The sequence below is a fragment of the Cellulosimicrobium sp. KWT-B genome (genome assembly GCF_002127155.1).
In the GTDB taxonomy this organism is placed as follows: domain Bacteria; phylum Actinomycetota; class Actinomycetes; order Actinomycetales; family Cellulomonadaceae; genus Cellulosimicrobium; species Cellulosimicrobium funkei.
Genome location: NZ_NEDO01000003.1, coordinates 60285 through 84629, shown reverse-complemented (window position 1 = coordinate 84629; position 24345 = coordinate 60285). Strand labels below are relative to the sequence as shown.

The 24345-nt window shown below is 74.0% G+C and carries 18 protein-coding genes; 6 read left to right on the top strand and 12 right to left on the bottom strand.

All coding sequences use genetic code 11. The annotated features are described in order from the left end of the window. Window positions 1-20: 20 nt before the first annotated feature. From B9L22_RS10225 to B9L22_RS10215, 3 genes are all read left to right on the top strand, one after another. Window positions 21-1064: a peptidoglycan bridge formation glycyltransferase FemA/FemB family protein gene (locus B9L22_RS10225; RefSeq protein ID WP_233139984.1), complete on the top strand. Its 1044-nt coding sequence runs from the start codon at window positions 21-23 to the stop codon at window positions 1062-1064. Between the two features lie 190 nt (window positions 1065-1254). Beyond that, on the top strand, window positions 1255-2550 hold the full coding sequence (locus B9L22_RS10220) for a thiolase family protein (RefSeq protein ID WP_086150310.1): 1296 nt from the start codon (window positions 1255-1257) through the stop codon (window positions 2548-2550). A 2-nt stretch (window positions 2551-2552) separates the two neighbouring features. Next, complete coding sequence (locus B9L22_RS10215) at window positions 2553-4715, top strand: 3-hydroxyacyl-CoA dehydrogenase NAD-binding domain-containing protein (protein WP_086150309.1); 2163 nt, start codon at window positions 2553-2555, stop codon at window positions 4713-4715. An 87-nt stretch (window positions 4716-4802) separates the two neighbouring features. Here B9L22_RS10215 and B9L22_RS10210 read toward each other — a convergent pair whose 3' ends face one another. From B9L22_RS10210 to pflB, 7 genes are all read right to left on the bottom strand, one after another. After that, on the bottom strand, window positions 4803-5558 hold the full coding sequence (locus B9L22_RS10210; RefSeq protein WP_086150308.1) for a PIG-L deacetylase family protein: 756 nt from the start codon (window positions 5556-5558) through the stop codon (window positions 4803-4805). Between the two features lie 58 nt (window positions 5559-5616). Further along, entirely contained in the window at window positions 5617-7899 is a 2283-nt protein-coding gene (locus B9L22_RS10205; RefSeq protein ID WP_086150307.1) for a DEAD/DEAH box helicase, read from the bottom strand. Continuing rightward, window positions 7896-8285, bottom strand: a complete 390-nt coding sequence (locus B9L22_RS10200) for a type II toxin-antitoxin system death-on-curing family toxin (protein WP_086150306.1) — start codon at window positions 8283-8285, stop codon at window positions 7896-7898. The genes B9L22_RS10205 and B9L22_RS10200 overlap by 4 nt, the downstream gene beginning before the upstream one ends. A gap of 1 nt (window position 8286) precedes the next feature. Further along, window positions 8287-8490: a ribbon-helix-helix protein, CopG family gene (locus B9L22_RS10195; RefSeq protein WP_085388029.1), complete on the bottom strand. Its 204-nt coding sequence runs from the start codon at window positions 8488-8490 to the stop codon at window positions 8287-8289. Between the two features lie 64 nt (window positions 8491-8554). Beyond that, window positions 8555-9175 (bottom strand): GrpB family protein, encoded by a 621-nt coding sequence (locus B9L22_RS10190; RefSeq protein WP_086150305.1) that lies wholly within the window; start codon window positions 9173-9175, stop codon window positions 8555-8557. A gap of 132 nt (window positions 9176-9307) precedes the next feature. Continuing rightward, entirely contained in the window at window positions 9308-10300 is a 993-nt protein-coding gene (gene pflA, locus B9L22_RS10185) for a pyruvate formate-lyase-activating protein (RefSeq protein ID WP_086150304.1), read from the bottom strand. A 20-nt stretch (window positions 10301-10320) separates the two neighbouring features. Then, window positions 10321-12636 carry a formate C-acetyltransferase gene (gene pflB, locus B9L22_RS10180; protein WP_086150303.1) on the bottom strand — a complete coding sequence of 772 codons (2316 nt, stop codon included), beginning with the start codon at window positions 12634-12636 and terminating at the stop codon, window positions 10321-10323. 379 nt (window positions 12637-13015) lie between these two features. Between pflB and B9L22_RS10175 the strand changes: the two genes are divergently transcribed. Then, window positions 13016-14113, top strand: a complete 1098-nt coding sequence (locus B9L22_RS10175; RefSeq protein WP_228485322.1) for a glutamate--cysteine ligase — start codon at window positions 13016-13018, stop codon at window positions 14111-14113. A gap of 90 nt (window positions 14114-14203) precedes the next feature. Here the strand turns inward: B9L22_RS10175 and dxs are convergent, their stop codons facing one another. Beyond that, entirely contained in the window at window positions 14204-16126 is a 1923-nt protein-coding gene (dxs, locus tag B9L22_RS10170; RefSeq protein WP_086150301.1) for a 1-deoxy-D-xylulose-5-phosphate synthase, read from the bottom strand. 203 nt (window positions 16127-16329) lie between these two features. On the opposite strand from dxs, the gene B9L22_RS10165 reads away from it, so the two are divergent. Next, window positions 16330-17781, top strand: a complete 1452-nt coding sequence (locus B9L22_RS10165) for a GuaB1 family IMP dehydrogenase-related protein (protein WP_043654636.1) — start codon at window positions 16330-16332, stop codon at window positions 17779-17781. Further along, window positions 17778-18485, top strand: coding sequence for a CoA pyrophosphatase (locus tag B9L22_RS10160; protein ID WP_086150300.1), 708 nt, complete (start codon window positions 17778-17780; stop codon window positions 18483-18485). The genes B9L22_RS10165 and B9L22_RS10160 overlap by 4 nt, the downstream gene beginning before the upstream one ends. A gap of 34 nt (window positions 18486-18519) precedes the next feature. Here B9L22_RS10160 and B9L22_RS10155 read toward each other — a convergent pair whose 3' ends face one another. The 4 genes from B9L22_RS10155 to B9L22_RS10140 all read right to left on the bottom strand — a co-directional run bounded on the left by B9L22_RS10155 (window position 18520) and on the right by B9L22_RS10140 (window position 24109). Continuing rightward, complete coding sequence (locus B9L22_RS10155) at window positions 18520-19404, bottom strand: arginase family protein (protein WP_086150299.1); 885 nt, start codon at window positions 19402-19404, stop codon at window positions 18520-18522. 110 nt (window positions 19405-19514) lie between these two features. Beyond that, the gene (locus B9L22_RS10150) at window positions 19515-22334 is read right to left on the bottom strand and encodes an aconitate hydratase (protein WP_076404955.1); all 2820 of its coding nucleotides are present in this window, start codon (window positions 22332-22334) and stop codon (window positions 19515-19517) included. Between the two features lie 210 nt (window positions 22335-22544). Continuing rightward, window positions 22545-22778 (bottom strand): hypothetical protein, encoded by a 234-nt coding sequence (locus B9L22_RS10145; RefSeq protein WP_086150298.1) that lies wholly within the window; start codon window positions 22776-22778, stop codon window positions 22545-22547. Window positions 22779-22855: 77 nt separating this feature from the next. Further along, a complete protein-coding gene (locus B9L22_RS10140) occupies window positions 22856-24109 on the bottom strand; it encodes a class I SAM-dependent RNA methyltransferase (protein ID WP_233139982.1) in 1254 nt (417 codons plus the stop codon). Window positions 24110-24345: the final 236 nt, after the last annotated feature.

Sequence of the window (24345 nt, the reverse complement as noted above, 5' to 3'; positions counted from 1 at the left end):
GGGAGGGTAGGGTCGTCCGCGTGCACGACGCGAACCTGACGATCCGGACAGTCACCGACCGAGCCTCCTGGGACGCCCGGGTGAACGAGCTCGGCGGCCACCCCCTGCAGCTGTGGGGCTGGGGCGAGGTCAAGGCCACGGGCGCCTGGACCCCGCACCGCGTGGAGGCGGTGGACGGCGACGGCCGCGTCCGCGGCCTGGCGCAGGTCCTCGTGCGGTCCCTCCCGGCGCAGTTCAAGGCGCTGTGCCACGTGCCCCGCGGGCCCGTGATCGCGCCGGCGGGAGACGGCTGGGGCGCCGGCCCGGGCGTGGGCGACGACGCGACGCGCGACGCCGTGACCCGTGCGGTCGTCGCGTGGTGCAAGACGACGGTGGGCGGCGTCGGCGTCACGATCGAGCCCGACTGGCCGGTCGGGACGCACCTCGCGCTGCCCGACGCCCGCCCCGCGGCGAACCCGATCCTCTACCCGGTGACGCTGATCCTCGACCTCACGAGGTCCGAGGACGAGCTGACGAAGGCCATGGGCAAGTCGACGCGGTACGACATCCGCAAGGCGGCGCGCACCGGGCTCGAGGTGCGGCGCGTGACGGACGAGGCCGAGGTGCGCCAGGTGCTCGACGTCTACCACGAGACCGCCGAGCGCGCGGGCTTCGCGCTGCACGACGACGAGTACTACCTCGCGATCCACCGCGAGCTCGGGGAGCACTCGGTGCTCGTCGCCGCCTTCTCCGAGGGCGCCCCGGTGTCGTTCGTGTGGTGCGTGTCGTCGGCGACGACGTCGTTCGAGCTCTACGGCGGCATCAACGACGCGGGCCGCAAGCTGCGCGCGAACGCGCCGGTGAAGTGGCACGCGATCACCCTCGCGCAGCAGGCCGGCCTGGTCCGGTACGACATGAACGGGCTGCTCAACGACGGGATCAGCGAGTTCAAGCGCAGCTTCGCCCAGCACGACGACGAGCTCGTGCACAGCGTCGACGTGCCGTTCTCGATGTGGTACTCCGCGTGGAACAAGGGCCTGCCGACCGCGAAGAAGGTCGTGCGCAAGCTCCGCGGGAGCCGCTGACGCTGGCTCCCGAGCACCCCGAACCCCGAAGAGACCCGGTATCGCGCGATGCGATACCGGGTCTCTTCATGTCGTAGCATCGGTCTCGTGCTTTCCCGATACCCGCGGTAGCGTGTATCGCACGTACGACCCCCGAGCGGTGCCGCTCCGGACACCGCCGTCCCGACCATCTGCATCGGATGGAGATGCCATGACCGTGGCCAACGAGGCCCCCTCTCCCACCTCGGCACCCACCCAGGCGGCTACCCAGCGCTCGCGCCGACGCCCCGTGCGCGACGTCGTCTTCGTCGAGGGCGTCCGCAGCCCGTTCGGCAAGGCACGCCCCGACGGGATCTACGCCGAGACCCGCGCGGACGACCTCGCCGTCAAGACGGTCCGCGAGCTCCTGCGCCGCCGCCCCGAGCTGCCCGTGGAGCGGATCGACGAGCTCGCGCTCGCCGCGACGACGCAGACCGGCGACCAGGGCCTCACCCTCGGCCGCAGCGTCGCCGTGCTGGCCGGGCTGCCCAAGTCGGTGCCCGGCTTCGCGATCGACCGCATGTGCGCGGGCGCGATGACCGCGGTCACGACCACCGCGGCGAACGTCGCCGTGGGCGCGCAGGACGTCGTCGTCGCGGGCGGCGTCGAGCACATGGGCCACCACCCCATGGGCGAGGGGGCGGACCCGAACCCGCGGTTCGTCGCCGAGCGCCTCGTCGACTCCTCCGCGCTCGTCATGGGCGCGACGGCCGAGAACCTGCACGACCGGTACCCGCACCTCACCAAGGAGCGTGCCGACGCGTACGCCGTCGCGAGCCAGGCCAAGTACGCCAAGGCCCTCGCGAACGGTGACATCTCCCCCGACCTCGTGCCGGTCGCGACCCGGTCGACCGAGCTCGGGTGGGGCCTGGCCACGGCCGACGAGCTCCCCCGCCCCGGCACCACGGTCGACTCGATCCGCGACCTCAAGACCCCGTTCCGCCCCGGCGGGAAGGTCACCGCGGGCAACGCCTCGCCGCTCACCGACGGCGCGACGGCGTGCCTGCTCGCCGCGGGCGACGTCGCCGACGAGCTCGGGCTCCCGGCGCGCATGCGCCTCGTCGCCTACGCGTACGCGGGCGTCGACCCCGAGGTCATGGGCATCGGGCCGGTCCCCGCGACCGAGCGCGCGCTCGCGTCCGCGGGCCTGACGATCGACGACATCGGCCTGTTCGAGATCAACGAGGCGTTCGCGGTCCAGGTGCTCGCGTTCCTCGACCATTTCGGCATCGCGGACGACGACGAGCGCGTCAACCAGTACGGCGGCGCCATCGCCATGGGCCACCCGCTCGCGTCGTCGGGCGTGCGCCTCATGACGCAGCTCGCGCGCCGGTTCGAGCAGCACCCCGAGGTGCGCTACGGCCTGACGACCATGTGCGTCGGCCTCGGCATGGGCGGCACCGTCATCTGGGAGAACCCGCACCACGCCGACTACTCCGGCCACACCTTCGAGACCGCGGAGAACTGACGATGAGCGCACCGACCGACACCACGCCCACCACCTCCGCGGACGCGACGAAGGACGCCGCGCGCGGGGAGCGCGTCACGCACTCGCTCGTGCGCGACGTCGCGCTCCCCGGCGGGACGGGCACGCTCGCCCTCGTCACGCTCGACAACGGGCTCGACCACACCAAGCCGACGACGCTCGGCCCCGAGGGCCTCGCGGAGCTGCACGCGGCCCTCGAGACGCTGCGGCGCCGGGCCGCGGACGGCGAGATCGTCGCCGTCGCGATCACGGGCAAGCCGTACTTCCTCGCCGCGGGCGCGGACCTCACGCAGGCCGCGGCCGTCCAGGTGCGCGACGACGCGCTCGCCCTCGGGCGCGCCGGGCACGCCGCGTACACGCTGCTCCAGGACATGGGCGTGCCGACGTTCGCGTTCGTCAACGGCGTCGCGCTCGGCGGCGGCCTCGAGGTCGCGCTGAACTGCACGTACCGCACCGTCGCGTCCGACGCCGGTGCGCTCGCGCTCCCCGAGGTCGGCCTGGGCCTGGTCCCCGGCTGGGGCGGCGCGTACCTCGTGCCGCGCCTGCTCGGCGTCGAGAAGGCGATGGACGTCATCCTCGCCCGCCCGGCCGCGAACAAGCCGTTCAAGGCGAAGGAGGCGTACGAGATCGGGCTCGTCGACGCGCTCTTCGAGGCGCCCGACTTCCTCGAGTCCTCGCTGCGCTGGGCCGAGGCCGTGCTGCGCGGCGAGATCGTCGTCGAGCGGCGCGAGCTCGACCCGCAGCCCGTGTGGGACGCCGTCGTCGCCGGGACGCGTCAGCGCCTCGACGCCGTGGTCGCGGGCTCGCGCCCCGCCCCGTACCGCGCGCTCGACCTCGTGGCCGCCGCCCGCACCGCGTCGCGCGAGGAGGCGTTCGCCGCCGAGGACGAGGCCCTCGCGGACCTCATCATGAGCGACGAGATGCGCGCGAGCGTCTACGCGTTCCAGCTCGTCTCGAAGGGCAAGCGGCCCCAGGGCGCGCCCGACGCGAAGCTCGCCCGCCCCGTCACCCGCGTCGGGATCGTCGGTGCGGGGCTCATGGCCGCGCAGATCGCGCTGCTGTTCGCCCAGCGCCTCCAGGTGCCGGTCGTCATGCGCGACCTCGACCAGGAGCGCGTCGACAAGGGCCTCGGCTACGTCCGCTCCACCGTGGAGAAGCTCGTGCGCTCGGGCCGCATGTCCGCCGACACCGGCGCGCGCATCGTCGGCTCCGTGCACGGCACGACCGAGCTCGGCGACTTCGCGGGCTGCGACGTCGTCATCGAGGCGGTCACGGAGATCCTCGGGCTCAAGAAGAAGGTCTTCGCCGAGCTCGAGGGCGTCCTGTCGCCCGAGGCCGTGCTGCTGACCAACACGTCCGCGCTGTCGATCACCGAGATGGCGGCCGACCTGCAGCACCCCGAGCGCGTCGTCGGGATGCACTTCTTCAACCCCGTCGCCCAGATGCCGCTCGTCGAGATCATCCAGGCGGCGAAGACCGACGACGCCGCCCTCGCGACGGCGTTCGCCATGACGAAGAAGCTCCGCAAGACGGCCGTGCTCGTCGCCGACCGCCCCGGGTTCGTCGTGAACCGCCTGCTCATCCTGCTCATGGGCAAGATCGTCGAGGCGGTCGAGAACGGCACGTCGGTCGAGGTCGCGGACCGCGCCGTCGCGCCGCTCGGCCTGCCGATGCCGCCGTTCGCGCTGTTCGACCTCGTCGGACCGGCCGTCGGCCTGCACGTCCTCACGTCGCTGCGCGAGGACCTGGGCGACCGGTTCCCCGAGTCCCCCGGCCTGCAGCGCATCGTGGACGAGCAGATCCCCGTCGTCCTCGACGCGCCGAAGGGCCTGCCCAAGCCCGTCGACCCGGCGATCCAGCGGGTCTTCGGCACGGGTACGGCGGGCGGCGACGGAACGCTGGACGAGGCCGGCGTCCTCGACTCCGTGCTCACGGCGCTCACGCAGGAGATCGGGCTCATGCTCGACGAGGGCGTGGTCGCGAGCCCGTCGCAGATCGACCTGTGCATGATCCTCGGCGCGGGGTGGGGCTTCCACCTGGGCGGGATCACGCCGTACCTCGACCGCACGGGCTACAGCGAGAAGGTCCTGGGCCGCCGCTTCCTGCCCGACGGCGTCGCCAACGTCCCGGCGGCGTCACTCGTCTGACCGACCCTGCTCCGCCGAGCATGCGGTCGTGGCCCGTCCCCGCTTCGGGACGGGCCACAACCGCATGCTCGGCGGCCAGGGGGTGACTCAGTCCTCTCCACCCATGTGCAGAAGCTCGAACGCCACGGCGTGCTCCACGCCCATCCGCTCGCCCGTCGGGGCGCTCATCGACGCGAGGAACGCCGCCGGGTCGAAGTCCTCCCAGCCGAGGCCGTCGAGGTAGGCGGCGTGCGCGCGCAGGGACGCCACGCCCGCGTCGAAGGTCGCGCTGACGTCCACGCCGTGCCGGGCGTCGGGCGACGCGGCGACCCACACCTGGCGCACGCCGCCCCACGGCTCGATCCCGTCGGACTCGACCTGCTCGCGGAACACCCACCGGTTCCCCGCGTCGCGCACGGCGTCGACGACGGCCCTCCCCGTCGCGACGTGGTCCGCCTGGTTGAGCATCCCGCCCGGGAACGTCTCGCGGTAGTTCCCGGTGATCACGACGTCGGGCCGGTGGCGCCGGATCGCCCCCGCGATCGCGCGCCGCAGCGGCAGCCCGTACTCGAGCACGCCGTCGGGCAGCCCGAGGAACTCGACCTCGTCGACGCCGACGATGCGTGCCGACTCGACCTCCTCCGCCTCCCGCACGCGGCGCGCCTCGTCCGGGTCCATGCCGTCGATCCCCGCCTCGCCGCTCGTGACCATGCAGTACACGACCCGCTTGCCCTGCGCGGTCCACCGCGCGACGGCGGCGGCCGCGCCGAACTCCATGTCGTCCGGGTGCGCGACGACCGCGAGCGCCGTCGACCAGTCCTCTCGCAGCGGGGTGAGCGGGGGCAAGGTGTCGGTCTCGGTCATGACGCCACGCTATGCCGCGTCCCGGCGACGAGCGCGACGACGGCGCACCCGGGCCGCGTCAGTGCTCGGCGGGCGCATCCTCGGTCGCGTGACCGAGCGCCCCGGCGGGAGGGACCCCGTCGGCGGGCGCTCCCTCGACGGGCGCGTCCTCGACCGACGTCACGGCCGGGTCGACGAACAGGCGGGCGCGCTCGGCGTCGACCACCGCGCGCGCGAGCGACGCCTCGGACACGTCGACCGCGCCCGCGACCTCCTCGGCGAGCGCGCTACGGCGTGCATAGGCGTCGAACAGCCGGGCCTTGGTGCCGAGGAGGCGCACGAGGTGCTCGTCGACGCTGTCGACGGTGAGCAGGCGGTGCACCTGCACGGTCTCGACCTGCCCCATGCGGTGGGCGCGCGCGACGGCCTGCGCCTCGGTCGTGGGCTTGGTCTGCGGCTCGCACAGGACCACGACGGACGCCGCCTGGAGGTTGAGACCCACTCCCCCGACGTCGATCTGGCTGACGAGCACGCGCGGGTCCTCGGCCGCGGTGAAGTCGTCGACGATCGTCTGGCGCGTGCGGGCGGGCACGGAGCCGGTGAGGGGCGGGAGCGCAAGGTCGCCGAGCGCGCGCACGACCACGTCCACGACGTCCCGGAAGTACGAGAACACCACGACCTTGCGCCCGTTCTCGGCGGCCTCGCGCGCGATCTCGACGAGCCGGCGCAGCTTCGCCGAGTCCTCGGGGTGCTCGACGGCGAACGCCGCGCGCCGCATGGCCATGAACGACCCCGCCGCGACCGCCTCCCGGTACGCGGCGCCGTCGACCGCGCCGAGCCGCTCCCACTCGTCGACCTGCACGAGCTCGGGCAGCTCCTCGAGCACGTCCTCGGCGTTGCGACGCAGGTACGCGGGCGCGACGGCGTGCCGGAACGCGTCGGGGCCGGCGGCCCCGTGCGCGGCGTCGAGGCGTGCCGCGAGCTCGGGCTGGAGGTAGCCCAGCAGGGTGCGGAACTCCTCGACCCGGTTCTCCATGGGCGTGCCGGTGAGCAGCAGCACGTGCTCGGTCGTCCGCGCGAGGGCCGCGACGGCCACCGACCGCTTCGCGAGCGGGTTCTTCACGTAGTGCGCCTCGTCCACGACGAGCACCGCCGGCGCCGCCGCGGCGAACGCCTCGGTCCCCGCGCGGCGCAGGCCCGCGAAGGTCACGACGGCGACGCCGCCCGCAGCGCGCCACGCCGTGGCCGCCTCCTCCCGGTCCTCGCCGTGGACGGCGTGCACCGGGAGGCTCGCGTGCGCGCGCAGCTCGCGCACCCAGTTCTCCAGCACGCTCGCCGGGCACACGACGAGCGCATGGGTCGCACCACCGGCGACCAGGTGCGCGACCACGGCGACGGCCTGCACCGTCTTGCCCAGGCCCATCTCGTCGCCCAGGACGACGCGGCGCTGGGCGAGCGCGAAGCGGGCCCCGAACGCCTGGTACCCGCGCAGCGAGACGGTCAGCAGCGACTCGTCGAGCGCCTGCGTCTGCACGCGGTCCACCAGCTCGGCGGGCAGGTGCCCGGCCGCGGCGGCGACGTCGCGGCCCGTGGGGGCGACGCCGTCGAGCAGGGCGTAGTACGCCGCGGACCGCCGCCGGAAGTCCTCCCAGACGTCGTACGGGCGCGCGGGCTCGGCGAGCAGCCCGACGACGCGCCGCGCCTCCTCGGCGAGCCCGGTGGCCCGCGCCCGCCCGGCGACCGCGGCGAGCACCGTGATCGCGGCTGAGGCCCGACGCCGCCGCTCGCCCCACGCGAGCAGGCGGCGCGGCCCGCTCGCGGCGACCAGCGCGTCGGCGCGCACGCGCTCGTGCTCCGCGAGCGCGGCTCGCACCTGGTCGCCGTAGCGCGCGACGGCGGCGTCGGCCTGGTCGAGCGTGTGCAGCGCCTGGACGAGCGCGGTCGCGACCGGGTCCGTCGGCGTGAGGTCGATCCGGAAGCGCAGGCTCTCGCGCACGGCGCGTGCCACCTGCTCGGCGGCGGCGAGCAGGTGCGTCGCCGTCTGCGGGCCGATCTCGGGGAGCTTCTCCAGCCCGTCGCGCCCGAGCCGCGCGACCTCGCCGACCGTCCGCACGCCCGCGTCCGCGAGCGCCCCGAGCCGCAGGCGCTCGCGCGTGACGTCGCGCAGCGACACGACGTCGACGGTGTCGAGGCGCGCCAGGACCTTCTCCTCGCGGCTTTCGCCGAACGCGGCGCGCACCTGCTCGCGCGCCGTCCCGGGCGCGGCGGAGAGGGTCGCGAGCAGCGCGGCGAGGGCGTCCGCGTCCGCGACGACCGCCCGAGCGGTGGCGACGTCGGGCAGCGCCGCGCGCGGCGCGGTCACGCGTGCCAGCGAGCGAGGCAGTCGGCGACGTACGTCACGTCGTGCGTCGAGCCGTCGGCGATCGACATCGTCAGCTCGTACACGTCGTCGTGGGGAGCACGCAGCGCGACACCGTTCATGCCGTAGAACACGACGACGGCGACGAGACCGAGCCGCTTGTTGCCGTCGACGAGCGCGTGGTTCTGGACGACGGAGAGCATCAGCGCGGCCGCCTTCAGGTCGAGCGACGGGTACGCCTCCTCACCGAACATCGAGGCGCGAGGACGATGCACGGCCGAGTCGAGCGCACCCCAGTCGCGGACGACCGGCTCCGCCCGGAGCAGCGCGCGCGCCGCCGCGAGCAGGTCCCCGACCTCGAGGTACTCGACCTCTCGCGACGCGACCACCTCAGGCGAGCTTGTCGAGCACGGGTCCGTACTCGCGGATCGCGTCGGCGATCAGTCGATCACGGAGGGCGTCGCGCTCCGCGCCGTACCGTCGTACGGCCTCACGGACGATCTCGTTCTGCGAGCGCCCCTCGCGCTCCGCGGCCGCCTCGAGGACGCGCTTCTCGTCCTCGGTGAACCGCACGACCATCTGGTTGCCGCTCATCCCGCACCTCCCGACGTGGTATCACCACAGTATCGCCCCCGGCCGCAGGTACGCTCCGGCACCCTCACGACGACCTGCCGGCCTCCGCCGTCCAGCGCTCCATCCGGGACTGCGCCGCGTCGAGGAACGCCGTCTTGTCGCGCGTGTAGTCGTCGTAGTCGTCGGCGTCCGCGTGGCGCGCGGCGAGGCTGCGCTTCGTCGCCTCGTACGCCGCGGCCTCGGCGGGGACGGCGCGCAGCCAGTCGCGGAACGCGACGACGTACGCCGCGAACGGCGAGTCGAGGCGCCGGACGTGCAGGATCACGGGCGGCTCACCCTCGTCACCGGGGCGGGTGAGCAGGCGCTTGGCGTAGAGCTCGGGGGCGGGGTCGGCGCCCGGGCGCGGGACGTCCCGGTACACGCCGGGCGAGTCGGGGCGCGCCCCGCGCTCGATCGAGAACCCGAGCGGCCCGAGCGCGGCGTCGAGCTCCGCCTCGGAGGGCAGCGGCGCGACGCGCACCTGGAGGTCGATGATCGGCTTCGCCGCGAGCCCGGGGACCGCCGTCGACCCGATGTGCTCGACCACGACCGGGCTCGTGCCGTCGGGGCTCGCGAGGTCGGCGAGCGCGGCGGCGACGCGTTCCGTCCACCGCCTCCCGGCGTCGGTCCATCGGGGGTCGTGGGCGTCGACGGTCGCTGCAGGCACCCGCGCACCCTACGGCCCGACCCCGCCCCGGGGAGCGCGCACCCGCCGAGACGGGAGAAGTGGCCCCGGGAGCACGGCGGTCCGGGGCCACTTCTCACGTCTCGGCGAGCGGGCGCTCGTCGGCGGGTCGGGTCAGTACGTCGTCAGGCCGTGGGCGCGGAACTGGTCGCGCACGCGCTCGGTGAGCTCGGCCGACGGCGCGGGCGTGTCGTCGAGCTCGTAGGTGCGCCCGAGCGCGTCCCACTTGTCGCGGCCCATCTGGTGGAAGGGCAGCACCTCGACGCGCGTCACCGTGCCGGGCCGGATCGCGTTGAGCGACGCCGCGTACGCGGCGACCTTCTCGACGTTGTCCGGGTCGTCGGTGAGGCCCGGGACGAGCACGAAGCGCACCCAGACCTCGGGCGCGTGGCCGGTGAGCCCGCGCTCGGCGATCCGTCGCCCGAACCGCAGGGTCGGCTCGAGGTCGCGGCTCGTGACCTTCGTGTAGGTCTCCGGGTCGCCGGACTTCACGTCGAGCAGCACGAGGTCGGTGTCGTCGAGCATCGCGTCGGTCGCGTTCGCGCCGAGGAAGCCGGACGTGTCGAGCGCGGTGTGCACGCCCATCGCCTTCGCACCGCGCAGGACGCGCGCCGCGAACGCGGGCTGCATGAGCACCTCGCCGCCCGAGAGCGTGAGCCCTCCGTGGGTGGCCCGGAAGACGGGCAGGTAGCGCCGGACGCGCCCGAGGAGCTCGTCCGCCGTGACGGGCCTGCCGTCCTTCATCGCGAACGTGTCGGGGTTGTGGCAGTACAGGCACCGCAGCGGGCACCCGTTGAGGAACACGGTGAGCCGGGTCCCCGGCCCGTCCACGGCGGTGACGAGCTCCCAGGAGTGGACCGAGCCGAGCTCGCCCGCGCGCATCGCCGCGAGCTTGTCGGCCCGGTCCACGTCCGCGACCGTCAGCCCGTCCAGGCCCGCGCCGGCCCGGCGCGCGTGGCCCACGGGCGTGCCCGACGCCGCGGGCTCGGCCGCGGAGGTCGGGACGCCCGGGACCTCGAGGCGCGTGGCGTCGTCGGGCAGGGTGCCCCCGGCGACGCCGCACCCGCGCGACGGGCGGACGGCGGGGCCGGGAAGGGTGACGGTCATGGCTGGCTCCTCAGCGCTCGTCAGAGCGCGCCGTGGAAGGTGCGCGAGAGCACGTCCAGCTGCTGCTCGCGCGTGAGGCGGACGAAGTTCACCGCGTACCCGGACACGCGGATCGTCAGCTGCGGGTAGTTCTCCGGGTGGTCCATGGCGTCCAGGAGCGTCTCGCGGTTCAGCACGTTGACGTTCATGTGGTACCCCTCGGAGCCGATGTAGGCGTCCAGGAGGCCGGCGAGGTTGGTGACCTGCTCCTCCTTGGTGCGCCCGAGGCCGCTCGGCACGACCGTGTTGGTCAGCGAGATGCCGTCCTGCGCCTCGTCGTACGGCAGCTTGGCCACCGACAGCGCCGAGGCGAGCATGCCGTGCGTGTCGCGCCCGTTCATCGGGTTGGCACCCGGGGCGAACGGCTCGCCGGCGCGGCGGCCGTCGGGCGTGTTGCCCGTCGCCTTCCCGTACACGACGTTCGACGTGATCGTCAGGACCGACTGCGTGGGCACCGCGTCACGGTACGTCGGGTGCGTGCGGACCTTCGCCATGAACCGCTCGACGAGGTCGACGGCGATCGCGTCGGCCCGGTCGTCGTCGTTGCCGAACGTCGGGTACTCGCCCTCGGTGACGTAGTCGACGACGAGGCCGCGCTCGTCGCGGACGACGGAGACCTTCGCGTGCTTGATCGCCGACAGCGAGTCCGCCGCGACGGACAGGCCCGCGATGCCGCACGCCATGGTCCGCAGCACGTCCTTGTCGTGCAGCGCCATCTCGATGCGCTCGTACGCGTACTTGTCGTGCGACCAGTGGATGCAGTTGAGCGCCTCGACGTACGTCGCCGCCAGCCAGTCCATCGTCGCGTCGAACTTCGCCATGACGTCGTCGAAGTCGAGCACGTCGCCCTCGACGGGCGCCGCCACGGGCGAGACCTGCTTGCCGGAGATCTCGTCGCGGCCGCCGTTGATCGCGTAGAGCAGCGTCTTGGCGAGGTTCACGCGAGCGCCGAAGAACTGCATCTGCTTGCCGACCCGCATCGGGGACACGCAGCACGCGATCGCCGCGTCGTCGCCCCAGTGCTGGCGGATGAGCTCGTCCGACTCGTACTGCACGGCCGAGGTGTCGATCGAGACCTGCGCGCAGTAGTCCTTGAAGCCCTGCGGCAGGTCCGGGCTCCAGAAGACCGTCATGTTCGGCTCGGGGGCCGGCCCGAGGTTGTAGAGCGTCTGGAGGAACCGGAACGAGTTCTTCGTGACGAGCGGGCGCCCGTCCTCGCCCATGCCGCCGATCGTCTCGGTGACCCACGTCGGGTCGCCGGAGAACAGGGCGTCGTACTCGGGCGTGCGCAGGAACCGCACGATGCGCAGCTTGATGACGAAGTCGTCGATGATCTCCTGCGCCTCGGGCTCCGTGATGCGGCCGGCCTCGAGGTCGCGGTCGATGAACACGTCGAGGAACGTCGACGTGCGGCCGAGCGACATGGCGGCGCCGTTCTGCTCCTTCACGGCGGCGAGGTAGGCGAAGTAGAGCCACTGCACGGCCTCGCGGGCCGTCGTCGCCGGGCCGGAGATGTCGTAGCCGTACGAGGCCGCCATCTCCTTGAGCTCGCCCAGTGCGCGGATCTGCTCCGCGTGCTCCTCGCGCTCGCGCACGACCTTCTCGCTGAAGGGCTGCGTGTCGAGCCCGAGCTTGTCGAGCTTCTTCGCGGCGATCAGCGCGTCGACGCCGTAGAGCGCGACGCGGCGGTAGTCGCCGATGATCCGGCCGCGGCCGTAGGCGTCGGGCAGGCCGGTGATGATGTGCGAGCTGCGGGCCGCGCGCACGTTCGGCGGGTAGACGTCGAACACGCCCTGGTTGTGCGTCTTGCGGTACTCGGTGAAGACCTTCCGCAGGGTCTCGTCGACCTCGTAGCCGTACGTCTCCAGCGCGCCCTCGACCATGCGCCAGCCGCCGTTCGGCATGATCGCGCGCTTGAGCGGGGCGTCGGTCTGCAGACCGACGATCACCTCGTGCGCCTTGTCGATGTAGCCCGGCGCGTGCGCCGTGATGCCGGCGGGCGTGTGGGTGTCCACGTCGTAGATCCCCATCTCCCGCTCCTCCGGGAACATGGCGGACAGCGTGCTCCAGATGCCCGTCGTGCGCTCCGTGGGGCCGGCGAGGAACGACGCGTCGCCCGTGTACGGGCGGTAGTTGCGCTGGATGAAGTCGCGCACGTCGACCGTGTCGCGCCACGGGCCGTCGGTGAAGCCCTCCCACGCAGGGACGTGCGCGGTGTCGCGCTGCGGGTCGACGGCGCCTGCCCCCGTCGCGCGGCCGCCGCTCGTCGTGCCGGTTGCCTCGGAAACGCTGGTCATCTGGACCTCCCTCGTGCCTGACGCGCGGGTCCGCGCGCCGGCCGGACCCGCCGGCCTCGCGAGGTCCCGGGTGGGGGCCCTCGGCCGAGGTTCCGACGGGCTCCTTCGCCACCTCCAGGCTAGGTTCCCGGAGCCCGCGGCGGAGGCGTTCGGGACCGCCCGGGGACCTAGGTCCCGAGGCGGGCGGGACCCGGCAGGAACGGCAGGATTCCGCGGCTCCTCGTCCCCTCGGCACCCCGGTCGAGGAGGTCTTGTGATGACCTTCACAAGCCTTCGGGCCCTCCCGTCGGGGACCCCGCGCCGCCGTCGTGACGCACGACACGGGCGCCCGTCACACGCTCGCCGGACGTGCCGCGCGCATCCGTGTGAGACTGCCCGGGTGAAACGCACCGTAGGGGTCGAGGAAGAGTTCCTGCTCGTCGGCGACGACGGGCAGCCCGTCGCCCGCGCGGCCGAGGCCCTCGAGGCCTCCGGCACGGACGACAAGGGCGGGGGCACCGGCTCGCTGGAGTCGGAGTTCATGGAGGAGCAGCTCGAGACGGCGACGCACCCGCGCCGCGAGATCGACGAGCTCGCGACCGAGATCCGCGAGGGCCGACGTCGCGCCCAGGAGGCCGCGGACCGCGTCGGGGCCCGGGTCGCCGCGCTCTCGACGTCTCCCCTGCCGTTCGAGGGCACGACCGTGTCGCGCCTGCGCTACCTCGAGGCGCGCGCCGCGTTCGGCCTCACCGCGCGCGAGCAGCTGACGAGCGGCTGCCACGTGCACGTCGCCGTCGCGGACGACACCGAGGGCGTCGCGGTGCTCGACCGCATCGGGCCGTGGCTCGCGACGCTCCTCGCGCTGAGCACGAACTCGCCCTTCTGGCAGGGCCAGGACAGCGGGTACGCGAGCTTCCGTTCGCAGGTCTGGTCGCGCTGGCCCACCTCGGGCCCGACGCGCGCGTTCGGCTCGCCCGAGGCGTACCGCGCGGCGGTCGACGGCCTCGTCGCGACCGGGACGATCCTCGACGAGAACATGGTCTACTTCGACGCCCGCCTGTCGTCGCGCTACCCCACGGTCGAGATCCGCGTCGCGGACGTGTGCCTCGACCCGGACACCGCGACGCTGCTCGCGGCGCTCGCCCGCGGTCTCGTCGAGACGGCGGCCCGCGAGTCCGCCGACGGCGCGCCCGCGCCCGAGCTGCGACCCGAGATCCTGCGCACCGCGTCCTGGCGCGCCGGCCGCTCGGGCCTCGAGGAGGACCTCGTCTCGCCCCTCACCTGGCGCCCGGCCCCCGCGCACGACGTCGTCGGCCAGCTCGTCGCGCACGTGCGCGACGCGCTCGTCGACGCCGGAGACCTGGACGCGGTGACCGAGCTGCTCGGGCGGCTGTGGTCCGGGGGCAACGGTGCCGCCCGGCAGCGCGCGTGGCACGCGGCGTCCGGCGGCGACCTGCGTGCCGTCGTCGAGCACGCGGTCGAGGTCACCCACTCCTGACCGACGCGACGGCCCGCGGCGCACCTGCGCCGCGGGCCGTCCGCACATCCGGGGCTGCGCACCCGGGAGCCGGGTGCGCGGCACGGGTCGTCAGCCGCGTGCGAGCGCCGCGAGCGCGTCCAGCACGTCGCGCGCGACGTCCGCCCCGGTGAGGCGGTACGCGGACACGACCTGGTCGCGCGTGGCGTGGTCGAGGAACTGCGCCGGGAGACCGATCGGGTGCACGGGCGTGCGCACGCCCGACTCCAGCGCCCGCTGGGCCAGCAGCGCGCCGACCCCGCCGTCCACGACGCCGTCCTCCACCGTCACCACGAGGTCGTGCTCCCCGGCGAGCTTGACGAGCGCGCTCGGCAGCGGGAGCACCCACGTGGGCGACACGACCGTGACGTCGACGCCGTGCGCGGTGAGCGACTCCCCGGCGTCGAGCGCGACGCGGGCCATCGAGCCCAGGCCGACGAGCAGGACGCGGCGCGGACCACCCGGCGCCGCCGTGGCGGGGGCGGCCTCGTCGCCCGCGTCCGCAGGCACCGCGAGCAGGTCCACGCCGTCGACGGACTCGACGGCGGGCAGCGCGTCCGAGAGCGCGCCCTTCGGGTACCGCACGACCGTCGGGGCGTCGTCGACGTCCACGGCCTCGCGCAGCGCGGTCCGCAGGGTCTCCTCGTCGCGTGGCGCGGCCAGGCGCAGGCCCGGCACGATGCGCAGCATCGCCATGTCCCACATGCCGTTGTGGCTCGCGCCGTCGTCGCCCGTGATGCCCGCGCGGTCGAGCACGAACGTCACGCCGGCCTTGTGCAGCGCGACGTCCATGAGCACCTGGTCGAACGCGCGGTTGAGGAACGTCGCGTACACCGCGACCACCGGGTGCAGCCCGGCGAACGCCATGCCGGCCGCCGACGTCGCGGCGTGCTGCTCCGCGATCCCGACGTCGAACGTGCGCTCGGGGAACGCCTGCGAGAACGGCTTGAGACCGACGGGCTCGAGCATCGCCGCGGTGATCGCGACGACGTCGGACCGCCGGCGCCCGATCTGGACGATCTCGTCGGCGAAGACGCTCGTCCAGCCGAAGCGCGAGGGCGCGACCGGGAGCCCGGTCTCCGGGTGGATCTTGCCCACGGCGTGGAAGCGGTCGGCGACGTCCTGCTCGGCGGGCGTGTAGCCGCGGCCCTTCTCGGTGAGCGCGTGCACGATCACGGGCGCGCCGTACGCCTTCGCGCGGCGCAGCGCGTGCTCCATGGCCTCGACATCGTGGCCGTCGACCGGCCCGACGTACTTGATGCCGAGGTCCTCGAACATGCCCTGGGGCGCGACGACGTCCTTGAGGCCCTTCTTCAGGCCGTGCAGCCACTCGTACGCGAACCGCCCGGGCGCGCCGGACCGGTTGAGGGTGCGCTTGCCCCACTGCAGGAAGCTCTCGTAGCCGTGCGTGGTGCGCAGCGTCGACAGGTGGTGCGCGAGGCCGCCGATCGTGGGCGAGTACGAGCGCCCGTTGTCGTTGACGACGACCACGAGCCGCCGGTCCTGGCTCTCCGCGATGTTGTTGAGCGCCTCCCAGGCCATGCCGCCGGTGAGCGCGCCGTCGCCGATGACCGCGACGACGTGCCGGTCGGTGAGGCCGCGCACGACGTTCGCCTTCGCGATGCCGTCGCCCCACGAGAGCGCGGTGGACGCGTGCGAGTTCTCGACGACGTCGTGCTCGGACTCGGCGCGCGACGGGTACCCGGACAGCCCGCCCTGCTTGCGCAGCGCGGAGAAGTCCTGGCGCCCCGTGAGGAGCTTGTGCACGTAGGACTGGTGGCCCGTGTCGAACACGAAGGTGTCCGTGGGCGAGGAGAACACGCGGTGCATCGCGATGGTCAGCTCCACGACCCCGAGGTTCGGGCCGAGGTGGCCGCCCGTGCGGGAGACGGAGTCGACGAGGAACGCCCGGATCTCCGCGGCGAGCTCGCGCGCCTGCCCCGGGGTCAGCCGTTGCACGTCCTCGGGCGAGGTGATCGTGCCAAGCAGGCTCATGCAGATGCTCCGTTCCGTTCCCGTGCGACCAGCCCGACAACTCTAGGCCGTCCGGGCCGATGACCTGCGCCGCGGTGCGCCGGGCGACGGGACCTTCACGTCATTGACGCACACTCGCGCCGCGGACGCACGGACGCGGCGTTCGTGGAATTCTCCTTCCGCACTGCGGACAACGGCGGGGTGTGACCTCGTAGGATGGAGCCATGCGCTTCCTGCCCGGACAGTCCCCCGCGACCGACCTCACCTACGGCGACGTGTTCCTCGTCCCGTCGCGCTCCGAGGTCGCGTCGCGCTTCGACGTCGACCTCTCCTCCGCCGACGGCACGGGCACGACGATCCCCGTCGTCGTCGCCAACATGACGGCCGTCGCGGGGCGCCGCATGGCGGAGACCGTGTCGCGGCGCGGCGGCATCGCGATCATCCCGCAGGACGTGCCGACCGACGTCGTGGCGGACGTCGTCGCGGACGTGAAGTCCAAGGACCCCGTCATCGAGACGCCCGTCGTCGTCGGCCCGCACGACACCGTCCACACCGCCCTCACGCTCATCGGCAAGCGCGCGCACGGCGCCGCGGTCGTCGTGGACGGCGGGCGACCGGTCGGCGTGGTCACGGAGGCCGACTGCGCCGACGTCGACCGCTTCACCCAGGTCCACCAGGTGATGACCGACCACCCCCTCGTCCTCGACGCCTCCGTGCTCGACGGCGGTCGTGCCGGGCTCGAGGCGGCCTACGAGCAGCTCCACACCGCTCGCCTCAAGGTCGCGCCCGTGACGCGCGACGGTGCGCTCGTCGGCGTCCTCACGCGCAAGGGCGCGCTGCGCTCGTCGGTCTACGCGCCCGCGCTGGACGACGCCGGGCGCCTGCGCGTCGGCGCCGCCGTCGGGATCAACGGCGACGTCGCGGCGAAGGCGAAGGAGCTCCTCGCGGCCGGGGTGGACGTGCTCGTCGTGGACACGGCGCACGGCCACCAGGCCAAGATGCTCCAGGCGCTCGACGCGGTGCGCTCGGTGGGCCCGGACGTCCCCGTCGTGGCGGGCAACGTCGTCACGGCCGACGGCGTGCGCGACCTCGTCGCCGCGGGCGCGGACATCGTCAAGGTGGGCGTGGGGCCGGGCGCCATGTGCACCACGCGCATGATGACGGCCGTCGGCCGCCCGCAGTTCTCCGCGGTGCTGGAGTGCGCCGCCGCGGCGCGCGAGCTCGGCAAGCACGTCTGGGCCGACGGCGGCGTGCGCCACCCGCGCGACGTCGCCCTCGCGCTCGCCGCGGGCGCCTCGCAGGTGATGATCGGCTCGTGGTTCGCGGGCACCTACGAGTCCCCGGGCGACCTGCACGACGACGGCACGGGCCGCCTCTACAAGGAGAGCTTCGGCATGGCGTCGGCGCGCGCCGTCGCCGCCCGCACCGCGGGGGGATCGCCGTTCGACCGCGCGCGCAAGGCGCTGTACGAGGAGGGCATCAGCTCGAGCCGCATGTTCCTCGACCCGCAGCGGCCCGGCGTCGAGGACCTGCTCGACCAGATCACGTCCGGGCTGCGCAGCTCCGCGACCTACGCCGGGGCGTCGAGCCTCGCCGAGTTCGCGGACCGCGCCGTCGTGGGCGTGCAGTCGGCCGCGGGCTACGAGGAGGGCCGCCCGCTCCCGGTGAGCTGGTGACGACCCCGCCCGAGGCTGCGCGCGCGTCGGCGCGCGCCCAGCTCGCGACGCTCGCCCGGGACGGCGGCGCCTGGCCCGAGCCGTGGCGCCACGCCGTCGGCACGCTGCGCCCGGACGCGCGCGACGCCGCCGTGCTGCTGCTCTTCGGCGTCCTCGACGGGGTGCCCGCGGAGCACCCGGCCGCGGCCGTCCCCGCCGACCTCGACGTGCTCCTGCTCGCGCGCGCGACGACGCTCGGCCACCACCCGGGCCAGGTCGCGTTCCCGGGCGGCCGGCTCGAGCCCGACGACGACGGCCCCGTGGGCGGCGCGCTGCGCGAGGCCGAGGAGGAGACGGGCCTCGACCCGGGCGGCGTCGAGGTGCTCGGCACGCTCGGTCGGCTGCCCGTGCCGGTGAGCAACCACGTCGTCACGCCCGTGCTCGGGTGGTGGGCCCGGCCCACCCCGGTCCGCGCCGTCGACGCCGCCGAGTCGGCCCACGTGTTCCGGGTCCCCGTGGCCGACCTGCTCGACCCCGGCCGGCGCCGCACGGTGACGGTCCGCCGCGACCGCCGGGTGCACAAGAGCCCCGGCTTCCTCGTGGAGGCCGACGGGCGCGAGCACCTCGTCTGGGGCTTCACCGGCGGCATCCTCGACGCGCTGTTCGACCGGCTCGGCTGGACCGAGCCGTGGGACCGGACGCGCACGCTCGACGCCCCGCTCTGACGGCCCGCCCGGGCCTCGGTGCCCGTACCCCGCGTCAGCCGGGCGCGAGCGCGCGGGCGAGCAGGTCGACCAGCGCGCGGGCCGTCGTCGACCCGCCGTGGTCCGGGTTGAACTCGACCAGCGTGACCGCGACGAGGTCCGGGTCGGAGACGACCTCGCGCACGACGCGCTCCAGCTCCACGGGGACGAGCCCGCGCCCGAAGACGGGCACGTCGGCGGCGGGCAGCGCGAAGAAGTCGAGGACGTCCACGTCCACGTGAAGCACGAACGGCCCGCCGCCCACGCCGTCCACGGCACGACGGGCCGCCGCCTCGGGACCTGCGGAGACCTCGGCGGCGGGGACCCGGGTCGCGGCGACGCGGCCGTCCTCGTCCTCCTCGGCGTCGGAGAAGCCGAGGAACGCGAGCCGTCGCGCGTCCAGGAGCGGTCGTCGCGCCCCGACGGCGCTCAGCTCCGGGCTCGCGCCCGGGAGGTCGAGGAGGTGCGCGACGCCCGTCGCGTCGGCGATGGGCTCCTCGGGGTGCGACGCGACCGTGAACAGGTCCTGCCCGCCGTCGACGTAGACCAGCCCGCAGTCGTCGTGCACGTCCACCACCGCGGCGACGATACCGAGCGTCACGGTGCACTCGCCGCCGAGCACCAGGGGGACGTGGCCCCCTCGCAGCCCGTCGCGGACCGCCTCCCGGACCCGACCCGCGCCCGCGGCGACGCGCTCGACGTCGTTCAGGCGTCCGGGCACGTGGTGCGCGCGCCAGCGGGCCGGCTCGACGTCGCCCTGGTCGGTGACCACGAGCCCGCGCGCCCGGAGCGCGTCCACGAGCCCGGCCGCACGCAGCGCCGCGGGCGCCTTCTCGAGACCGGGGCCGTGGGCGGCCGCGCTCGACGGGACGCCCAGGACCGACCACGACCGCTGTGTCATGCGACCGACGCTACGCCGGACTCCCGACACCCGCGCAGGGCCTGGTGGAGAACGACGACGGCGCGCCCACCCCGGCCGGGGTGGACGCGCCGTCGGGACGCGCGTGCGTGTCAGGCGACGAGCGAGCGCAGCACGTACTGCAGGATGCCGCCGTTGCGGTAGTAGTCCGCCTCGCCCGGGGTGTCGATGCGCACGACGGCGTCGAACTCGACGCTCGTGCCGTCGGGCTTCGTGGCGGTGACCTTGACCGTCGACGGCGTGGTGCCGTCGTTGAGCGCGGTGATGCCCTCGATGTCGAAGGTCTCCGTGCCCGCGAGGCCGAGCGACTCGGCGCTCTCCCCCGCCGGGAACTGCAGCGGCAGGACGCCCATGCCGATGAGGTTCGAGCGGTGGATGCGCTCGAAGCTCTCCGTGATGACGGCCTTGACGCCCAGGAGCGCCGTGCCCTTGGCCGCCCAGTCGCGCGACGAGCCGGAGCCGTACTCCTTGCCGCCCAGGATGACGAGCGGGGTGCCCTGCGCGGCGTAGTCCTGCGCGGCGTCGTAGATCGTGTCCTGCGCGTCCTTCACGAAGTTGAAGGTGTAGCCGCCCTCGACGTTGTCGAGGAGCTGGTTGCGCAGGCGGATGTTCGCGAACGTGCCGCGGATCATGACCTCGTGGTTCCCGCGGCGGGAGCCGTAGGAGTTGAAGTCGCGGCGCGCGACGCCGTGCTCCGCGAGGTACTTGCCGGCCGGCGAGTCCACCTTGATGGCACCGGCGGGGCTGATGTGGTCGGTCGTCACCGAGTCGCCGAGCTTCGCGAGCACGCGCGCGCCGGAGATGTCCGTGACGGGCGACGGCTCCATGCCCATGCCGTCGAAGTACGGGGGCTTGCGCACGTAGGTCGACTCGGTGTCCCACGCGAACGTGTCGCCCTCGGGCGTCTCGAGCGCGCGCCAGCGGTCGTCACCCGTGAAGACGTCCGCGTAGTCCTTCGTGAACATGTCGCGGTCGATCGACGCGTCGATCGTCGCCTGGACCTCCTCCGGGGAGGGCCAGATGTCCTTGAGGAAGACCGGCTCGCCGTGCGGGTCGGTGCCCAGGGGCTCGCCGTCGAAGTCGAAGTCCATCGTGCCGGCCAGCGCGTAGGCGATGACGAGGGGCGGCGACGCGAGGTAGTTCATCTTCACGTCGGGGTTGATGCGGCCCTCGAAGTTCCGGTTGCCCGAGAGGACCGAGACGACCGAGAGGTCGTGCTCGTTGACCGTCGCCGAGATCTCGTCGGCGAGCGGGCCCGAGTTGCCGATGCACGTGGCGCAGCCGTAGCCGACCAGGTGGAAGCCGAGCTTCTCGAGGTACGGCCACAGGCCGGCCTTCTCGTAGTAGTTCGTCACGACCTGCGAGCCGGGCGCCATGGACGTCTTGACCCACGGCTTCGACGCGAGGCCGCGGTCGACCGCCTTCTTCGCGAGCAGGGCCGCCGCGAGCATGACCGACGGGTTCGACGTGTTGGTGCACGACGTGATCGACGCGATGACGACGTGCCCGTGGTCGAGCTCGGTCGTCGTGCCGTCCTCGAGCGTGACCGGGACGACCTTGTGCGGGCGCTTCGCGCTGTCGGCGTGGCCCGGCGCGACCGGCTGGTCGGACGGGTCGTCGTGCGCGGCGGCGGCGATGGGGTCGGACGCCGGGAACGTCTCCTCGACCGACTCGTCGAGACCCGTGAACGGCGCCGCCTCCTGGGCGTCGACGTAGTCGAGGATCGCGGACGCGAACGACTCCTTCGCCTCGCCGAGCTCGATGCGGTCCTGCGGGCGCTTCGGGCCGGCGATCGACGGGACGACCGTCGAGAGGTCCAGCTCGAGGTACTCCGAGAAGACGGGCTCGACGTAGCCGTCGGCCTCGGGGTCGAGCCACAGCCCCTGCTCCTTGGCGTACGCCTCGACGAGCGCGAGCTGCTCGTCGCTGCGGCCCGTGAGGCGCAGGTAGTCGATCGTCACGCCGTCGATCGGGAAGATCGCGGCGGTCGAGCCGAACTCGGGGCTCATGTTGCCGATGGTCGCGCGGTTCGCGAGCGGCACCTGGGCCACGCCCGCGCCGTAGAACTCGACGAACTTCCCGACGACGCCGTGCTGGCGCAGCATCTGGGTGATGGTGAGCACGACGTCCGTCGCGGTCACGCCCGCCGGGATGGAGCCGTTGAGCTTGAAGCCCACGACGCGCGGGATGAGCATCGAGACGGGCTGACCGAGCATGGCCGCCTCGGCCTCGATGCCGCCGACGCCCCAGCCGAGCACGCCGAGGCCGTTGACCATCGTCGTGTGCGAGTCGGTGCCGACGCACGTGTCCGGGTAGGCGCGGAGCACGCCGCCGACCTCGCGGGTCATGACGGTGCGCGCGAGGTACTCGATGTTGACCTGGTGCACGATGCCGGTGCCCGGGGGGACGACCTTGAAGTCGTCGAAGGCCGTCTGGCCCCAGCGCAGGAACTGGTAGCGCTCGTGGTTGCGCTGGTACTCGAACTCGACGTTGCGCTCGAACGCGTCCGAGCGGCCCGCGACGTCGATCTGGACCGAGTGGTCGATGACCATCTCGGCCGGCGCCAGCGGGTTGATGCGCGACGGGTCGCCGCCGAGCTCCGCGACGGCCTCGCGCATCGTCGCGAGGTCCACGACGCACGGGACACCGGTGAAGTCCTGCATGATCACGCGCGCCGGCGTGAACTGGATCTCGGTGTCCGGCTGCGCGTCCGGGTCCCAGGACGCGAGCGCGCGGACGTGGTCCGCGGTGATGTTGGCGCCGTCCTCCGTGCGCAGGAGGTTCTCGGCGAGGATCTTCAGGCTGTACGGGAGGCGCTCGACACCCTCGACGGCGGAGAGGCGGAAGATCTCGTACGAGTTCTCACCGACCTCCAGCGTTCCCTTCGACCCGAACGTGTCGACGCTGCTCACTCGTAGCTCCTTCGTGGCGAGACGGTGGCACGGATGCCATGGTTCAGGGGGCTTCGCCCAGACTACGCCGGGCCGGTGCGCCGCTCCGGCCGCGTCCCGGAGGACGGGCGGGGCGGTGGCCGGCGGCTCGTCCACGACCCGCTGCGACCTGCACCGCGACCAGCATACCCCATATATCTTGACGTCAAGATATATGGGGTCGACGACGGCTCAGAGGTCGCAGTCGCACAGGACGTTGAGCTCGACGACCTGCTCCCCCTCCTCGGGCCGCGCCCACGCCTCCGCCTCGGCGCGCGACGCGAAGCTCCGGCCCGCGAGCCGCCCGTTCGGCATCAGGACGCCCACGCCGACGACGTCCCGGACGTCGTCCGGACCGTCGCCGGGCCCGTCCTGGCTCGCCGCCCGGACGTCCGTCCGGGTCCCCGTCGCCGCCGTGCTCGTCATGCGCGCCTCACCGTCCGTGCTCGTGGGGTCTCCCCCTCATCATGCGCCCGCGGCGGGGCGCCCGCGCCGCCGCGCGGTCAGCGCGTGAGGACCGCCACCGCCTCCAGGTGGTGGGTCATGGGGAAGAGGTCGAACGCGCGCAGCGAGGTGAGCCCGTAGCCGTGCTCCGCGAGGTACGACACGTCGCGCGCGAGCGCGGCCGGGTCGCACGCGACGTAGACGACGCGCGACGGCTCGCGGCCCACGACGGCCTCGACGACGGCGCGCCCGGCACCGACGCGGGGCGGGTCGAGCACGACGACGTCCGCGCCGCTCCCGTCCTGGGCGAGCACCTGCTCGACCGGCCCGTGCCGTAGCTCGACCCGGTCGAGCCCGTGCGCGTTGCGCCGGGCGTCGCGCACGGCCCGCTCGTCGCCCTCGACCGCGAGCACGGTGCCCGCGTCCCCGACGGCGGCCGCGAGCGGCGACGTGAACAGCCCGGCCCCCGAGTAGAGGTCGAGCACGCGCGCGCCGTCGACGTCGCCGACGCCGTCGAGCACCGCGCGCGTCAGGGCGGCGGGCGCCTCGCGGTGGACCTGCCAGAACCCGTCCGCGGCGACCCGGTACGTGTGCTCCCGGTCGCCGAGCACGACGCGCTCGGTGACACTGCGCCGCGCGTTGGGCCGGTGGTCGAGAGAGCCCCCGCGCCAGGGCTCGCCGTCGACGAGCAGGACCGGCGCGGACCCGACGGGCGCGACGAGCTCGATCCGGGTGCCCGGTCGCCACGAGCGGGTGAAGACCTTCTCGTGCGCCGCGAGGTCGGCGACGTCCTCGCTCGCGAGCGGCATGGCGTCGAGCGGGAGGACGGTGTGCGAGCGGAAGCGGTGCATGCCGGCGCGACCGCCGCCGTCGGCCACGAGGTCCACGCGCGTGCGGTAGGCGAGGCCGCCGCGCTCGTCGTCCCCCGGCAGACCCTCGACCTCTACCTGAGGGTGAAGCGCGTCGAGGTCGACGTGCGCGAGGCGGCGCAGCTGCTCGGCGAGGACGTCGCGCTTCCACCGCCGCTGCGCGCCGAGCGCGACGTGCGCGAGCTCCCCGCCGCCCACGCCGCCCGGACCGGCCTCCGGCCACGCGGACGGCACGCGGTCGGGCGACGCCTCGAGGACCTCGACCGCGTCGGCGCGCCAGAACTTCGCCGCGTCGCCGCCCTCGGTGACGCGGGCGCGCACGCGCTCGCCCGGCAGGGCGTGCCGCACGAAGACGACCCGGCCCTCGTGCCGTGCCACGCAGTGCCCGCCGTGCGCCACCGGGCCGACCTCGAGCTCGACCTCGACCTCAGGTCGAGGGAGCACGCGCGGCGACTGCCGGGTCTGCCGGCCGGGTCGTCGGCCGGACCGGCGCGGCGCGCGCTCGGGACGACCCGCGCCGGGGTCGGACGGTCGGTCGGAGGGCACGGCAGGACCACGCGAGGAGGACGGCATGCCCCCAGTATCCCGGACTCTCCCGCGCGCTCCCCCCGCACTCTCCCCCGGGCTCCCGCCGCGGACGCGCGAAGGCCCGGCCCCGACGTCGGGACCGGGCCTCCTCC

Excerpts from the sequence above, each read along its gene's own strand:
- B9L22_RS10220 (WP_086150310.1), top strand. The coding sequence starts at position 1,255 with ATGACCGTGGCCAACGAGGCCCCCTCTCCCACCTCGGCACCCACCCAG.
- B9L22_RS10215 (WP_086150309.1), top strand. The coding sequence starts at position 2,553 with ATGAGCGCACCGACCGACACCACGCCCACCACCTCCGCGGACGCGACG.
- B9L22_RS10210 (WP_086150308.1), bottom strand. The coding sequence starts at position 5,558 with ATGACCGAGACCGACACCTTGCCCCCGCTCACCCCGCTGCGAGAGGAC.
- B9L22_RS10195 (WP_085388029.1), bottom strand. The coding sequence starts at position 8,490 with ATGAGCGGCAACCAGATGGTCGTGCGGTTCACCGAGGACGAGAAGCGC.
- pflA (WP_086150304.1), bottom strand. The coding sequence starts at position 10,300 with ATGACCGTCACCCTTCCCGGCCCCGCCGTCCGCCCGTCGCGCGGGTGC.
- pflB (WP_086150303.1), bottom strand. The coding sequence starts at position 12,636 with ATGACCAGCGTTTCCGAGGCAACCGGCACGACGAGCGGCGGCCGCGCG.
- dxs (WP_086150301.1), bottom strand. The coding sequence starts at position 16,126 with ATGAGCCTGCTTGGCACGATCACCTCGCCCGAGGACGTGCAACGGCTG.
- B9L22_RS10165 (WP_043654636.1), top strand. The coding sequence starts at position 16,330 with ATGCGCTTCCTGCCCGGACAGTCCCCCGCGACCGACCTCACCTACGGC.
- B9L22_RS10155 (WP_086150299.1), bottom strand. The coding sequence starts at position 19,404 with ATGACACAGCGGTCGTGGTCGGTCCTGGGCGTCCCGTCGAGCGCGGCC.
- B9L22_RS10145 (WP_086150298.1), bottom strand. The coding sequence starts at position 22,778 with ATGACGAGCACGGCGGCGACGGGGACCCGGACGGACGTCCGGGCGGCG.